At 63.1% G+C, this 15275-nt stretch carries 15 protein-coding genes; 8 read left to right on the top strand and 7 right to left on the bottom strand.

The annotated features are described in order from the left end of the window. Window positions 1–62: 62 nt before the first annotated feature. From BMI85_RS14280 to BMI85_RS14260, 5 genes are all read left to right on the top strand, one after another. Window positions 63–530: a YbaK/EbsC family protein gene (locus BMI85_RS14280; RefSeq protein WP_078542861.1), complete on the top strand. Its 468-nt coding sequence runs from the start codon at window positions 63–65 to the stop codon at window positions 528–530. Between the two features lie 126 nt (window positions 531–656). Then, entirely contained in the window at window positions 657–1112 is a 456-nt protein-coding gene (locus tag BMI85_RS14275) for a DUF2852 domain-containing protein (RefSeq protein WP_078520098.1), read from the top strand. A gap of 139 nt (window positions 1113–1251) precedes the next feature. Further along, entirely contained in the window at window positions 1252–2082 is an 831-nt protein-coding gene (locus tag BMI85_RS14270; RefSeq protein ID WP_078520099.1) for an arginyltransferase, read from the top strand. A gap of 234 nt (window positions 2083–2316) precedes the next feature. Continuing rightward, entirely contained in the window at window positions 2317–3414 is a 1098-nt protein-coding gene (locus BMI85_RS14265; RefSeq protein WP_078520100.1) for a TRAP transporter substrate-binding protein, read from the top strand. 292 nt (window positions 3415–3706) lie between these two features. Beyond that, entirely contained in the window at window positions 3707–4819 is a 1113-nt protein-coding gene (locus tag BMI85_RS14260; protein WP_078547720.1) for a TRAP transporter substrate-binding protein, read from the top strand. Between the two features lie 75 nt (window positions 4820–4894). On the opposite strand, the gene BMI85_RS21450 is transcribed toward BMI85_RS14260, so the two are convergent. From BMI85_RS21450 to BMI85_RS21145, 5 genes are all read right to left on the bottom strand, one after another. Next, entirely contained in the window at window positions 4895–5062 is a 168-nt protein-coding gene (locus BMI85_RS21450; RefSeq protein ID WP_158522199.1) for a hypothetical protein, read from the bottom strand. A gap of 99 nt (window positions 5063–5161) precedes the next feature. Beyond that, on the bottom strand, window positions 5162–5332 hold the full coding sequence (locus BMI85_RS21445) for a hypothetical protein (RefSeq protein WP_168174792.1): 171 nt from the start codon (window positions 5330–5332) through the stop codon (window positions 5162–5164). Between the two features lie 76 nt (window positions 5333–5408). Further along, on the bottom strand, window positions 5409–7160 hold the full coding sequence (locus BMI85_RS14255) for a TRAP transporter large permease subunit (protein WP_078542859.1): 1752 nt from the start codon (window positions 7158–7160) through the stop codon (window positions 5409–5411). Next, window positions 7160–7732, bottom strand: a complete 573-nt coding sequence (locus BMI85_RS14250) for a TRAP transporter small permease subunit (protein ID WP_078601745.1) — start codon at window positions 7730–7732, stop codon at window positions 7160–7162. The genes BMI85_RS14255 and BMI85_RS14250 overlap by 1 nt, the downstream gene beginning before the upstream one ends. Window positions 7733–7962: 230 nt before the next feature. Beyond that, entirely contained in the window at window positions 7963–8181 is a 219-nt protein-coding gene (locus BMI85_RS21145; RefSeq protein ID WP_141536276.1) for a hypothetical protein, read from the bottom strand. 99 nt (window positions 8182–8280) lie between these two features. Between BMI85_RS21145 and BMI85_RS14245 the strand changes: the two genes are divergently transcribed. From BMI85_RS14245 to BMI85_RS14235, 3 genes are all read left to right on the top strand, one after another. Further along, entirely contained in the window at window positions 8281–10026 is a 1746-nt protein-coding gene (locus tag BMI85_RS14245) for an acetolactate synthase 3 large subunit (RefSeq protein WP_078601744.1), read from the top strand. Between the two features lie 86 nt (window positions 10027–10112). Continuing rightward, a complete protein-coding gene (gene ilvN, locus BMI85_RS14240) occupies window positions 10113–10673 on the top strand; it encodes an acetolactate synthase small subunit (RefSeq protein WP_075775634.1) in 561 nt (186 codons plus the stop codon). An 11-nt stretch (window positions 10674–10684) separates the two neighbouring features. Beyond that, window positions 10685–11668: a glycosyltransferase family 2 protein gene (locus BMI85_RS14235; protein ID WP_078601743.1), complete on the top strand. Its 984-nt coding sequence runs from the start codon at window positions 10685–10687 to the stop codon at window positions 11666–11668. Here the strand turns inward: BMI85_RS14235 and BMI85_RS14230 are convergent. Next, window positions 11665–13068, bottom strand: coding sequence for an O-antigen ligase family protein (locus BMI85_RS14230; protein WP_078601742.1), 1404 nt, complete (start codon window positions 13066–13068; stop codon window positions 11665–11667). The two genes, BMI85_RS14235 and BMI85_RS14230, sit on opposite strands and share 4 nt — an antisense overlap. Beyond that, the gene (locus tag BMI85_RS14225; protein ID WP_078601741.1) at window positions 13068–15209 is read right to left on the bottom strand and encodes a right-handed parallel beta-helix repeat-containing protein; all 2142 of its coding nucleotides are present in this window, start codon (window positions 15207–15209) and stop codon (window positions 13068–13070) included. The genes BMI85_RS14230 and BMI85_RS14225 overlap by 1 nt, the downstream gene beginning before the upstream one ends. Between the last annotated feature and the right edge of the window lie 66 nt (window positions 15210–15275).

Here is a 15275-nt window from a genome sequence, read left to right as displayed (position 1 = left end):
GCCATAACTACACCCCGCCCCGGCGCCTCCGCGCCCGACCTCAGATCCTCCGGAGCCTCGCCATGAGCAAATCCCTCAAACGCGTCCGTGCCGCCCTCGAAGCCGCAGGCGTGCCCTTCGAGATCACCGAGCCGGGCGAGGCCCGCACCGCCGAGATGGCCGCACAGGCGGTAGGCTGCGAGGTCGACCAGATCGCCAAATCCATCATCTTTCGCGGCGAAGACAGCGGCCATGTCGTGCTGTTCATCACCGCAGGCGGCAACCGGGTGAGCGCGGAGAAGGCAAACGCGGTCGCGGGCCAGCCCTTGGGCAAGGCCGATGCGGCGCTGATCCGGGCGGAGACGGGCTTCGCGATCGGCGGCGTCGCGCCCCTTGGCCATGTCGGCCCGGTGACGGCTTTCCTCGACCCCCGACTGTTCGAATTTGATACCGTCTGGGCTGCAGCAGGCACGCCACGGCATGTTTTCGCCATCGCCCCGGCCGATCTGGAGCGGATCAGCGGTGCGAAACAGGCCGATTTCACCGAATAAAACAAAGAGAATCCAGTGATTTGCGAGAAAATGTAAAAATCATTTACATACCCCCTTGCAAGAACCGCCCTGACTTCCGATCTTGGGTATGTGAAAGGAATTCACATGCTCAACCCGGAGGTTCAAATGTCCGCCTATTCCACCAACTCCATGCCCGTCGCGGTTGGTAACTGGTTTACCCGCGCCGTTAACTGGATGGATGGGAACGGCCCCGGCGCCTGGATCGCGCTGATGGTGGCCGGTTTCATTTTCGCAGGCCCCCTCGGCCTCGTCATTCTCGCTTTCATCCTGTTCACCGGCCGCTTCGGGCGTCGCTGGCGCACGGGTCAGGCGGTTCAAAAACGCAGCTTCGGTTGCTCTGGCGTCGGTGGCGTCCATGTCTCGCGTTCGACCGGAAACGCGGCGTTCGACGCCTACAAGGCCGACACGCTCGACCGACTGCAGCGCGAACAGCAGGAATTCGAAGAGTTCCTCGGCCGTCTGCGCGAAGCCCGCGACAAGGCAGAGTTCGACCAGTACATGGAAGAGCGCGCCAAGGAAGCGGCTCAGTCAGAGGACACCTCCGAGGACGCGAAAGCCTAACCATATAGACAGTTCGCAATGCGATTTCGGCGCCCCGGTTGACGTAACCGGGGCGCTTTCTATGTCATCAACATGAAACACTTGGCGGGTGCGCGCTCCTTTGCTAGCCTGCCGCGACCCCTCCCCGACGAGGCTACTAATGCGCCATTCGCTTCCGCTTGCACCGCAGTTCTACGTAACCGCGCCGCAGCCCTGCCCCTATCTGGACGGCAGGTCGGAGCGGAAATTGTTCACCGCATTGCAGGGGGAGTCGGCCGAGAAGCTCAACAATGCGCTGTCGCGGCAAGGCTTTCGGCGCTCGCAGAATGTGCTCTATCGGCCCTCCTGCGCAGATTGCACCGCCTGCCTGTCGGCCCGCATCCGGGTCGCAGATTTCAAACTGTCGAAATCGCAACGCCGGGTGCTGAAGAAAAACGGCGACCTAAAGCGTACCGCGACTTCGCCCTGGGCGACTGAAGAGCAATTCGCACTGTTCCGCCGCTATCTCGATGCACGCCATGCCGATGGCGGCATGGCCGACATGGATATCTTCGAATTCGCCGCGATGATCGAGGAGACGCCCGTGAAGTCGCGCGTCATCGAATATCGCGAGACCGCCGCCACGCCGGACAGCATGCGCGCCCTGATCGCGACCTGCCTGACCGATGTGCTCGATGACGGGCTGTCGATGGTCTATTCCTTCTACGAGCCCGAGCGAATCCGCGACTCCCTCGGCACCTACCTGATCCTCGACCATGTCGAGATCGCGCAACGCGTGGGCCTGCCCTACGTCTATCTGGGCTATTGGGTGCCCGGCTCGCCGAAGATGAACTACAAGGCGAACTTCTCCGCGCTCGAAATCTACAAGGGCGGGCAATGGACCGATCTTGGCGATCCGGCCACGCACGAGACGGAGACTCATCCGCTTTCCGTGCCGCCCATCGCGGAACAGGTCGCCCGGATTCAACTCCCCGATACACGCAATAGTTGAGCAACACCCAGCAACGGACGTCACTCTCGCAGGCAATTGCTCAACCGTTCGGCAGACACCATCTGTCAACTCATTTTTTCAAAACTATTCCGTGACTTCCGACGATTACGGGCCCGTGAACTCTGGACACTCCCGGCCCGTGGTGAAACGGTCCCGACAGACCCGCCGCGGAGGACACGAGGCGGGCGGCGAGGACCGGCCTCGCACAACGGAGCAATAATGGGAGGATCCTAAATGGACCGTCGTTCCTTTCTGACGAAAGCCGCGCTGGGTAGCGCGGCCGCGAGCACGCTGGCAGCCCCCGCGATCGCACAAAGCAATCCGCAAATCACCTGGCGTCTCGCCTCGTCCTTCCCGAAGTCGCTCGACACGATCTATGGCGGCGCGGAAGTGATGTCGAAGATGGTCGAGGAAGCCTCGGACGGCAACTTCAAGATTCAGGTCTTCGCGGCTGGCGAGATCGTCCCCGGCCTTCAGGTCGCCGACGCGGTGATGAACGGCACGGTCGAAGCCTGCCACACCGTCGGCTACTATTTCTGGGGCAAAGACCCGACCTGGGCGCTCGGCGCAGCGGTGCCCTTCTCGCTCAACGCACGCGGCATGAACGCGTGGCACTACCACGGCGGCGGCATCGAGCTCTATAACGAGTTCCTCGGCAAGCAGGGCCTCTATGGTCTGCCGGGCGGCAACACCGGCGCACAGATGGGCGGCTGGTTCCGTAAGGAGATCTCGACGGTCGAAGACCTCAAGGGCCTCAAGATGCGTGTCGGCGGTTTCGCGGGCAAGGTGATGGAAAAGCTCGGCCTCGTGCCGCAGCAGATCGCCGGCGGCGACATCTACCCGGCGCTGGAAAAAGGCACGATCGACGCGACCGAATGGGTCGGCCCCTATGACGACGAGAAGCTCGGCTTCTACAAAGTCGCGCCCTACTACTACTACCCCGGCTGGTGGGAAGGTGGCCCGACGGTCCACTTCATGTTCTCGAAAGAGAAGATGGAAAGCCTGCCGAAACAGTACCAGCAGCTCCTGCACACCGCATCGCAAGCGGCCGATGCGGACATGCTGCAGAAATACGACATGAAGAACCCGAAGGCGCTCAAGACGCTGGTCGCCAACGGCACCCAGCTGCGCGCTTTCTCCCCCGAGATCATGCAGGCCTGCTTCAAGGCAGCCAACGAGGTCTATTCGGAGATGGAGGCGAACAACGCCGAATTCGCGAAGATCTGGGGTTCGATCAAGGACTTCCGCAAGGACTGGTTCACCTGGGAACAGCTGGCCGAGTTCAACTACGACTACTTCATGATGAGCGAAGCCAACAAAGGCGAGCTGTAAGCCGCCCAAACTGGTCAAGCCAGATAACCGAAGCCCCGGCGCAACCTGCGCCGGGGCTTTTTCTATGCCCTGACGACCGAAGATACCCAACGGATATTCTGCGCCTGCATTGCCACACTGCAGCAAGCTTTCGAAACTGTGACCATATGCGACATAAAATTACTTGCAGGTCGGTTTACACGCGGAACCGGTCAAGTATTGTGACCGCAATGCCCACACCGGAGGGAACGCTAATAATGGAGCGGTGTGGTCAGAAAAATTGACAGACATCCACGACTTGGGAGGATACCATATGGATCGTCGTTCTTTCCTGCGCAAAGGTGCGCTTGGCGGGGCAGCCGCAGCTGCAGGTAGCGCGCTCGCCGCACCGGCTATTGCGCAAGAAACCCCTACTGTGACGTGGCGCATGACCTCGTCTTTCCCGAAATCGCTCGACACGATCTACGGCGCCGCCGAGACGATGGCGAATTACGTCAAGGGCATGACCGACGGGAAATTCAACATTCAGGTCTTCGCGGCGGGCGAAATCGTCCCCGGCCTGCAGGCAATGGACTCGGTGTCGAACGGCACCGTCGAGGCCTGCCACACCGCCTCCTACTACTACTGGGGTAAAGATCCGACCTTCGCCTTCGCGACCGCAGTGCCGTTCGGCCTGAACATGCGCATGCAGAACGCCTGGTTCTACTATGGCGGCGGCAACGACCTGATGAACGAGTTCTATTCGAACTACAACATCACGGCTTTCCCGTGCGGCAATACTGGTGCCCAGATGGGTGGCTGGTTCCGCAAGGAAATCAACACCGTCGAAGACATGAAGGGCGTGAAAATGCGCATCGGTGGCTTCGGCGGCAAGGTCGTCGAGAAGCTCGGTGTGGTTCCGCAGCAGATCGCGGGTGGCGACATCTACCCGTCGCTCGAGAAAGGCACGATCGACGCCACCGAATGGGTCGGCCCGTACGATGACGAGAAGCTCGGCTTCTACAAAGTCGCGCCCTATTACTACTACCCCGGCTGGTGGGAAGGCGGCGCCTGTCTGCACGCGATGTTCAACAAGAACGCCTATGAGCAACTGCCCGAGGCCTACAAGATCGCGCTGACGGCGGCGACGCAGGCGGCGAACTCGGACATGATGGCGTCCTATGACTACAAGAACCCGAGCGCGCTGAAGAAGCTGTTGGGCCAAGGCGCGCAGCTGCGTCCGTTCAGCCAGGAAATCCTGGAAGCCTGCTTCAACGCAGCGAACGAAGTCTACGCCGAGATCAACAGCTCGAACGCAGCGTTCAAGAAGATCTACGACAGCCAGTTCGGCTTCCGCAACGACGCCTATGGCTGGTGGCAGCTGTCGGAGTTCAACTCTGACTACTTCATGATGCGTCAGCAGGCTGCGGGCAATCTGAAGGTCTAAGCCGCGTCTAGCGTGAATTGAGAAGGCCCCGGGGTTCGCGCCCCGGGGCCTTTTCTCTTGGTCTGGTCACAAAACTCACTTCGTCGTGGCCGCGCCAACCGTGGCACCGGCCACCGCACCAACCGGACCTGCAACCACGAGGCCGCCGACACCGCCGGTGGCTGCACGTTCGGTCGCGTTATCACCACATGCCGCGAGCGAAACCAGCAGGCCGCCCGCCATCAAGATCGTCGCAATTCGCATCTTCTCGTCCTTTCGATAGCAGCCGCAACGCGCGGCTTCCCCAAGGACAAGACGCCGAAACGCCCGCCGCGGTTCCCAAGTACCGCGAATAGCTGGTCGTCAATTCTTGCGCGTCACGACGCCCAGCCCGGCTCCGACGACCGCTCCGACAGGTCCCGCCACCACGAGACCGGCCACGCCGCCCGTCGCTGCGCGCTGTTCCTTGGTCTCGCCGCAGCCCGCCAGCGCAAGCAACGAAACCCCGACAATAACGAAAAGAGGATACTGCATCCCTCGCCCTCCACTCTCTCTCTATAAAAAAGGGGCGGCCCCTGAAGGCCGCCCCGATCTTTCATTTTCCGGTCGATCAGTTGCTGCCCGGTGTGGGAAGCGGGGGCAGCCCGCCCGGAGCCGCGCTTCCCGAGCCCGACCCGCCAGAGGTCGACCCGCCCAGAGGCGCCAGCGACGGCAGGCCACCGAGGCCGCCGCCATCGCCCATGCCGGGCATCTGCGGCAGCTTGATCTCGACATCCTTCAGATCCACCTGCGGCCCCTTGTAGTGCATCACCATGGCCGGGAAGGCGATCACGATGGCAATCATCGCAACCTGGATGAACACGAAGGGAATGGCGCCCCAGTAGATCTGCGAGGTCTTCACCGGCTCCATCTTCTTGCCGGTGACCTTGTCGATATAGGGCACCTTGGCCGCGACCGAGCGCAGGTAGAACAGCGCGAAGCCGAATGGCGGGTGCATGAACGAGGTCTGCATGTTCACGCCCAGGATCACCCCGAACCAAATCAGGTCGATCCCCAGCGCCTGTGCGGCAGGCGCCAGAAGCGGCACGATGATGAAGGCCAGCTCGAAGAAATCGAGGAAGAAGGCGAGGAAGAACACCAGGAACGACACCACGATCAGGAAGCCCAATTGGCCACCCGGAAGCGAGGTCAGCAGATGCTCGACCCAGACCTGCCCGTTCACCCCGTAGAAGGTGAGCGAGAAGACCCGCGCGCCCAGCAGGATGAACAGCACGAAGGCCGACAGGCGCGTCGTCGCCGCCAGCGCGTCACGCACGACGGGGAAGGTCAGACGCTTCTTCACCGCCGACAGCACCAGCGCGCCGACTGCGCCCATTGCGCCGCCTTCGGTGGGCGTCGCGACGCCGAGGAAGATCGTGCCCAGCACGAGGAAGATCAGCGCCAGCGGCGGGATCAGCACGATCACTACCTGCTGCGCCAGACGGCTCATCAGGTTGGTTTTCAGCGCCTTGTCCAGCAACGCCACGATATAGATCGCGATCACGGCCACACCGGCTGCGAGGATCTCGGAGTTGTTGACGCTCGACCCGCTCGCCTCGAAATACTTCTCGGCGAAGATGAAGATCGCGACCGCACCGGCCAGCGCCACCAGGAGCGACATCACGCCGGAGCCCAGCGTGCGCGCCTCTTTCGGCAGAGCCGGCATCGACTTCGGCTTGATGATCGACATCACGAGCACATAGCCGAGGTAGATGCCGGTCAGCACCATACCGGGGATCAGCGCGCCCTTGTACATGTCGCCCACCGAAACGCCCAGCTGGTCAGCCAGAACGATCAGCACGAGCGAGGGCGGGATGATCTGCGCCAGTGTCCCTGACGCCGCAATGACACCTGTGGCCACCTTCCGATCATAGCCGTAGCGCAACATGATCGGCAGAGAGATCAGGCCCATCGCGATCACCGAGGCCGCGACGACACCCGTGGTCGCCGCCAGAAGCGCGCCCACGATGATCACCGCATAGGCGAGACCGCCGCGCACCGGGCCGAACAGCTGACCGATCGTGTCGAGGAGATCCTCGGCCATGCCCGATTTCTCGAGCACGATGCCCATGAATGTGAAGAATGGAATGGCAAGTAAGGTCTCGTTCGACAAGACCCCGTAGAACCGTTGCGGCATCGCATTCAACAACGGCCAGTCAAGATTGATCGTCCCGCCGGAGTAACCCGACAGTTCAACGCCGATGACGAAGAACAAAAGACCGTTGGCCGCAAGCGCGAAGGCCGCGGGATAGCCGATCAGCAGGAAGACGATCAGCGAGATGAACATGATCGGGGCCATGTTCTGAGCGATAAGCTCGAGCATTACAGACCCTCCTCTTCGGCGATGGGATCATGGCCGTGATGGCCCGCGCTGTCGGCATGGGGATCCTCGATCAACCCACGCATCACGCCGATCTTCTTGATGATCTCGGACACGCCTTGGAAGAACAGCTGCCAGAAGCCGATCAGCAGCAGGAGCTTGGCCGGCCACAGGATCAGACCGCCCGAATTCGTCGACATCTCGCCCGAGCGGATCGAGATCATCACGAAGGGCGTCAGCTTGAACAGCATCAGCAAGACGAACGGCATCAGGAAGAAGATATGCCCGAGCAGATCGATCCAGTGCTGCACTTTCCGCGAGAAGGCACCATAGACGATGTCGATGCGGATATGCTCGTTTTGCTTGAGCGTGTAAGCGGCAGCGCCCAGAAACGCCGCGCCGAAAAGATACCATTGCAATTCCAGCCAAGCGTTCGACGACATGTCGAAGGCTTTGCGCACAATGGCGTTGGTCGCACTCACGAGGACCGACACCAGAATAAGCCACGACACCGCCTTGCCGATGGTCTCGTTTATCCGGTCGATCGCGCGTGAAAGGGCCAGCAAAGCGCCCATCTCACTTCCTCCCTAATTTTGTCCCGAAAGCCTGCCTGAGGCTTTGCCCGTGATTGGCCGAGTGGGGGAGAAAGGTCAAGCAATTAAGGCTTCATCTGGTCTGTTCACTTGACCAGATCGGCCTAAAAGCCCCGTCTCTGAGACCGATATCGCGACTAACCAAGCGTCAACGAGATCAATTCACCGCGACTGCCCCTGCGGCACGCGGCTCGGGAGCCCCTTCATGTTTCTCAAAGTTGCGACTCGCAGGTCGCGGCGCGCAATAATCGGGAAGGAAAATCCGCCGCCCGCGACATTTTATTCAGCGTTTGGGCATTGACGCCCCCAACGCCCGATCCTAATGTCCGCGCAAAGCAGTCCGAAAGGGATCCGCAATGGATGCGATTCTTCTTGTCGTCGTAGGAGCCAAGCGCATGGGCCGGTAACGGTACAACCATGAAGGTTCCCATGCGCCCCCGCCTCAAAGCCGGGGGCTTTTTCTTGGACAGGTGGATGCTTGAGAGTTAGCGGTGGGCGGCATGGCCCTCGCGCAAGGATGGAGTGAGCATATGGCACGGCAGATGACCGGCGCGAAGATGGTGGTTCAGGCGCTGAAGGATCACGGGGTCGAGGTAATTTTCGGCTATCCGGGCGGCGCGGTCCTTCCGATCTATGACGAGATTTTCCAGCAAAACGACATCCGTCACATCCTCGTCCGCCACGAGCAGGCCGCGATCCACATGGCCGAAGGCTATGCGCGCTCGACCGGCAAGCCGGGCGTGGCGCTGGTGACCTCGGGTCCGGGCGCGACCAATGCGGTGACCGGGCTGACCGACGCGTTGATGGACTCGATCCCGCTGATCGTGCTGTCGGGTCAGGTGCCGACCTTCCTCGTGGGCACCGATGGTTTCCAGGAGGCCGACACGGTGGGCATCACCCGCCCCTGCACCAAGCATAACTGGCTGGTGAAGGACCCCGCGAAACTCTCCGAGACGATCCATCAGGCCTTCCACGTGGCGACCTCGGGCCGTCCCGGCCCGGTGCTGATCGACATGCCCAAGGACGTGCAATTCGCGGTGGCCACCTATACCGAGCCGAAAGCCGCGAAGGTCGACCATTACCAGCCGCAGGTGAAGGGCGATCTCGACGCGATCACCAAGCTGGTCGAGCTAATCGAGACCGCCGAGAAACCGGTCTTCTATACCGGCGGCGGCGTGATCAACTCGGGCCCCGCCGCGAGCCAGCTGATGCGCGAACTGGTGGACGCGACCGGCTTCCCGATCACCTCGACCCTGATGGGTCTGGGCGCCTACCCCGCCTCGGGCAAGAATTGGCTCGGCATGCTCGGGATGCACGGTCTCTATGAAGCCAACCTCGCGATGCATGGCTGCGACCTGATGATCAACCTCGGCGCGCGCTTCGACGACCGGATCACCGGCCGCGTGGCGGACTTCTCGCCGAAATCGACCAAGGTGCATGTCGATATCGACGCCTCCTCGATCAACAAGATCATCGCCGTCGACCTGCCGATCCTCGGCGACATCGGCCATGTGCTCGAAGACGTGCTCAAGGTCTGGAAATCGCGCGGACGCAAGGTGAACAAGCCCGCGATCGAGAAATGGTGGAAGAAGATCGCCGAGTGGAAGAAGGTGAACTGCCTCGCCTACACCAACTCGGAAAAGACGATCAAACCGCAATATGCCCTGCAGCGGCTCGAAGAGCTGACCAAGGGCATGGATCGCTACATCACCACCGAAGTCGGCCAACATCAGATGTGGGCCGCGCAGTTCCTCGGCTTCGAGGACCCGAACCGCTGGATGACCTCCGGGGGTCTGGGCACGATGGGTTACGGCTTCCCGGCTTCGATCGGCGTGCAGATCGCCCATCCCGAGAGCCTCGTGATCAACGTGGCGGGCGAGGCGAGCTGGCTGATGAACATGCAGGAGATGGGCACCGCGACCCAGTTCCGCGTGCCGGTGAAGCAGTTCATCCTCAATAACGAGCGTCTGGGCATGGTCCGTCAGTGGCAGGAACTGCTGCATGGCGAGCGCTACTCGCATAGCTGGTCCGAAAGCCTGCCCGATTTCGTGAAGCTCGCCGAGAGCTTCGGCTGGAAGGGGATGCAGGTTTCCGACCCCGCCGATCTCGACGATGCGATCATGGAGATGATCAAGCATGACGGCCCGGTGCTGTTCGACTGCCTCGTGGAGAAGCACGAGAACTGCTTCCCGATGATCCCGTCCGGCAAGCCGCATAACGAGATGCTGCTGGCGGCCGATGCCGATGTCTTCAAGGAAGGCGCGGCGCTGGTGTGAGCGACGCCGGGGGCGCTGCCCCCGGACCCCCGGGATATTTGGACCAAGCCGAAGATCGGGTCCGAACTAGGAAAAGGAGAGAGGCAATGGCCGCTCTGAAGATCAAGAAAGGCTCCTCGAGCCATTCCGCTTACGACCTGCGCGACAGCCACGACCAGATTGAGCGCAGCCATACGCTCGCGGTGATCGTGGATAACGAGGCCGGGGTTCTGGCCCGTGTGATCGGGCTGTTCTCGGGCCGCGGCTACAACATCGACAGCCTGACCGTGGCCGAGGTGGATCATAAGGGTCACCGTAGCCGGATCACCGTCGTCACCCGCGGCACCGAGAACGTGATCGACCAGATCAAGGCGCAGCTGGGCCGGATCGTGCCGGTCCATGAGGTGAAGGACCTCACCGTCGAGGGCTACCCGGTCGAGCGCGAACTGGCGCTGATCAAGGTTGCGGGCACGGGCGACAAGCGCATCGAAGCGCTGCGTCTGGCCGAGATCTTCCGCGCCAATGTGGTCGACTCGACGCTGGAGAGCTTTGTCTTCGAGATCACCGGCACGCCCGAGAAGATCGACGCTTTCGCCGATCTGATGCGCCCGCTGGGTCTGGCCGAAGTGGCCCGCACCGGGGTCGCGGCCCTCTCGCGCGGGGCCTGAGCCAGAGCGACATGGCCGAGCCGCATCCCGCCTCAGGTCCTGCTCTGGGTGTCGTCATCGTCACCTATCGGTCTTCGGACGTGATCGCGGCCTGCCTTGCCTCGCTGCGGGCAGCGACCGGCGTGGCGCTGCATGTGGTGGTAGTCGACAATGCATCGCCCGATGACACGGTGGAGGTGATCCGCGCAGCCGTCCCCGATCTGATGGGGGCAGCGGAGGCGGGTCAGGAAGGCATTGCTCTGATCGAAGCGGGGAGCAATGGAGGGTTTGCTGCGGGCGTCAATCTGGGGCTGGCGCGGCTCGCGGCCAATCCCGCGGTCGACCGGTTCTGGTTGCTCAACCCCGATTGCGTGGTGCCGCCCGAGACGCCAGCCGCTCTCGCCTCCCATGATCCCGGACCGCAGGGCGCCGCGATGATCGCGCATCGGGTGGTCTATGGCGAAGCGCCCGACACGATCCAGATCGACGGCGGGGTGATCGACCGGCGCACCGGGATCACCCATAACCTCAATCAGTTCGCCCCCGCCGACAGCCCTACTCCGGATCCTGCGCGCATCGACTTCGTCACCGGCGCGAGCCTTGTCGCCACCCGCGCCCATCTCGAGCGTGCAGGGCCGATGACAGAAGACTATTTCCTCTATTACGAGGAGGTCGACTGGGCGCTGCGCCGGGGCGATCTGCCGATCTCCTATTGCGAAGGCGCGGTCGTCCATCACGTCGCGGGCACGGCGATCGGCTCGCAGCGGATGGGCTCGGTCGCCTCGCCTTTCTCGCAGTACTTCAAGCATCGCGCACGGGCGATGTTCCTGCGCCGCCATTTCCCCGCCGGGCTGATCGGCGGTGCGGCGTGGTCGCTGGCGAAAGCCGCGCAACTGCGGGCCCAGGGGCATGGGGCGGAAGCCGCAGCGCTCTTGCGGGGCTTCTTCGGGATGGCGCCGCCCGGAGCGGTGCTGGCCGCGCTCAGCCCCGATACACGGGCGAAGATCGGGCGTTAATCGCCCCGCCGATGCGTCTGCGCAAACCGCGTGTAGCTGGTACCGCGCGCCTCAGGCCGTGCCGCGTCCTCGGGTTCATCGGCCCGCTCCTTCACCGCCTCGGTCAGCATCCACATGCCTGCCCCGAACAGGAAGAAGGTGAAGGCGTAGATCGACTCCCAGACATAGACGGTGCAGAGCGTGAAGGTCATCCCCGCGAAGGTGAACACCCAGGAGCGGCGGAAATTCTGCATTCGCGGATCGCCGCTGAAATCGCGGAACATCACCTTGAACAGCCCCCAGACATAGCCACTCGTGACCAGCAGGAAGCCCGGGATGCCATAGCGCACCGCCATCACCAGCCAGAAATTATCCATCGAGCCGGAATACATATACCACGGCCGCACCCAGTCATTCAGCCCGATGCCGAAGATCGGGTTGGCCCAGACATTCTTCAGCCCCCAGTCGAAGATGATCGTGCGCCAATAGGCGGTATGGGCCGAGAAGGTCGCGTAGCTAAGAAACACCATGATCGGCGAGCGGTTCGACAGCAGGTCGACCGTAACATAGGCGAAGGCACACAGCCCCGTCAGCAGCCACCAGCGCCATTCGATCCGCACGAACGTGATGTACCAGCCGATCAGCCCCAGCTGCAGCAGCAGCGAGAGAAGCGCCCCCGAGGAGAGCGCAAGAAAGCCGTTGAGCAGGATCAGTCCGCTCGCCACCACCCGCCAGCCCAGCGACTTGATCCCGTCGAAGGCCACGAAGGCGAAGGCGAAAACGACCGAGCAATAGAGCCCGAAATGGATCGGATGCGCGAAGGGGCCCTGCACCCGCTCCAGCCCCAGGCGCGGCTCCTGAAAGTTGTAGGTGATCGTGCCCATCCCCGGCAGCTTGTCGATCAGCGTCGGGATCAGGGTCGTGCCGGTCTTCGTCTCGTAAAGCGAGAAGGGCGTCAGGATCAGCACCGACCAGATCAGCACCTTGCCCAGCGCCGCGAAATCCTCGCGCGAGCGGATATAGGCGCGCCCGATCAGGTAGCCGCCCAGAACCTCCAGCCCGACCGAGCCCGCCTGCTGGATCACCCGGTCGGGGTTGTTCACCGCCAGCGCGACCGACAGCCACAGCGCATGGAACAGGAACAGCCAATCGACCGGCAGTATCCGCCCTGCCCGCCCGCTGAAGACCCGCGCGAAGGCGGGCAGGATGAAGGCCATCAGCACAAGGCGGCTCCCGGTGATCGCAAGCGGGCCGAGGTTGAACTTGAAGGGCAGCAGGATCGACAGCACGAACAGCAGCACCGGCCACGGCAGTTTCGCGGTCGCGAGCGCGGCGGTCTCGGCGATACGGGATCGCCCGCCCGCGCGGCTTGTCGGGCGCGCACGTTGCGGAGTGACACTGCCAATCGCCCCGGCGCGCATCAGCGCATCGCCCCGCTCACCGCCGGGCGGCTCGCGGTCAGATCAAGCGCCTCGATCTCGCCGTGGAAGCTGCCCTTGCCGAAGGGATTGCCCAGCGCGAGGCCCCAATACTCCATCGGCTTGAGCCGCCCCGAGACGGTGCCCTTGCCGATCACCTTCTCGCCCGCCAGCACCTCGAACAGGCTGCCTTCCGAGGCGTAGCGGAAGGTGATGTCGTGCCACTTGCCGTCATAGAACGGCACGCGCTTGGTGCGCAGGAACAGCCGCTGCCCGCTCTCGGGCCAGAACTCGACCTCGAACGTGCCGCGCCCCGTCACCCGCACGATCAGCGACTGATGCAGGCGCAACAGCTCTCCGGCGGATTTGTAGTCGCCCACCGCGCGCAGCTTCATATGCAGCGCGAAGCGGTCCGCCCCGTAGAGCGGCGCGACCATCTCGCGCGGGATTACCACGGCCCCGCCGCCCAATCCGAATTCCAGCGCGCCGGGGCTGAGCGGGATCGAGTCGAGCGCCTCGGGCTGCGCCCCGGCATGCGAGATCACACGGCCCAGTTCGGGATCATAGCTGAGAATACGGTCGTCGCGGACCATGACATAGCCGCTGCTCTGCGCGCTCCGCCCGTCGGGCAGCGTCAGCGACAGCGTCACCTTGTGCCGCCCCGGCATGCGGAAGCCCACCGGCACCTGCGCGCCCTCGAGACTGGTCTGCCCGTCGATCCCCCAGCGATAGGCAACCTCGGCAGGGGCCACCCCTTCGGGCAGCACACTCTCGCTCGCGTCGAATTGCAGCGTGGTGCCGCCGCCGTCGCTGCGCGCGAACCGCATGACCGGCTGGAACGCGTCCGGACCGCCGAGGATATCGAGCATCGGCGCACCGATCCCGCTCCCGGCCAAAGCCCCACCCGGAAGATAGGCGTAATTCATGATCTCACGCGGCGCACCGGTGCGCGCGGCGACGAAGAGCTGGTCGTAATAGCTCGCCCGCTGCGGCGTGATGTCCTGAATCAGCAGGTTGTCGCGGAGCTTCCAGTCGGGCTGCCCCGCCGGGCCTGCGATCTCGCTCACCGCATTGCGGGCGATCTCCACGGCGCGGGCATCGCGCGCCACGCGGATCTGCGGGATCCAGAGAACCGGATCGCGTTTCTCGCCCTCGGAATAGACGTCATGGATGAGCGTGTTGTTGGCGATCTTCACGCCCTCCGCCTCGCCCACCGTGATCCCGTGCAGATGGGCGTTGATGATGACGTTCCCGCTGATCTCGACATTGCGGTAGAACATCTCCGCGCCCGCCTTGCCGCGATCGACCAGCTCGTTGCGCATCAGGATCGACTGGGTGAAGCCGCCCTCGCCGGAATTGAGCAGGTTGTTCGTGATCGCGATGTCACGGCTGGGCCGTTCGGTCCCGGCGGTCCAGAACTGGATCATGTCGGCATGATCGCCAGACGCGACCGCACGGCGAAAATCGTGAATGTGGTTGTTTGCGATCTCTGCGCGTTCGATCTGGGCGAAGTTCAGCCCGTCCATCCGCATGTCATGTATGTCGTTGGCGACCACCACCAGATCGGTGCAGTCGGTGAAGATCGCGCCGCGATAAAAGCGACGAAACTCGGACCGCTCGACCGTGATCCCGGTCGAGGCGCGCACCGCCAGCCCGAAGGCCGTGGGCAGCGGGCCCTGCTCAATCAGATCGGGATCGGCGGGGGCGAGGTCCCCATCGAACAGCGCATTGCGGATCGTCAGATCGCGGGTGGTGAAGACCTGAAACGGGCGGAAGTTGGATCGGTCGCCCTCGGTGTAACGGTAATCGAAGGTCACGGCCTCGATCACGACATGGCTGACTTCCCGCAGGTTCATCTGCGCGATCACCGCCCGGTTGCCCGGATCGGCAGAGCGGAAGGTTATCGGCGCATCCTCGCGCCCTGTCAGCCCCCGCAGATCGAGCGCGTCATAGTCGCCCGGCGCGATCAGAACCGTGTCGCCCGGCTCCAGCTTCGCCCCGATCCGCGCCAGCCCGGCCGTATCCGAGACCTGCCAGTCGCGCGCTATCGCGGGCCACGCCCCGAGCACCAGAAAACCGACGGCCAAAAGCCCACGCCGTCCGACGCGGGCTGCATGCCTCGTGGTGAATGCGATCTGCTCCATCGCTGCCTGCCTGTTCCGGGCCGCTTTTTGCGGCTCTGATATCTTGACGTCACGCTAGCGTGAGGA

Origin of the sequence: Thioclava sp. DLFJ4-1, from assembly GCF_002020145.1 — a bacterium.
Lineage (GTDB): Bacteria > Pseudomonadota > Alphaproteobacteria > Rhodobacterales > Rhodobacteraceae > Thioclava > Thioclava sediminum.
The sequence above is the reverse complement of the archived record's forward strand: the minus strand, read 5'-3'. Positions and strand labels throughout refer to the sequence as shown.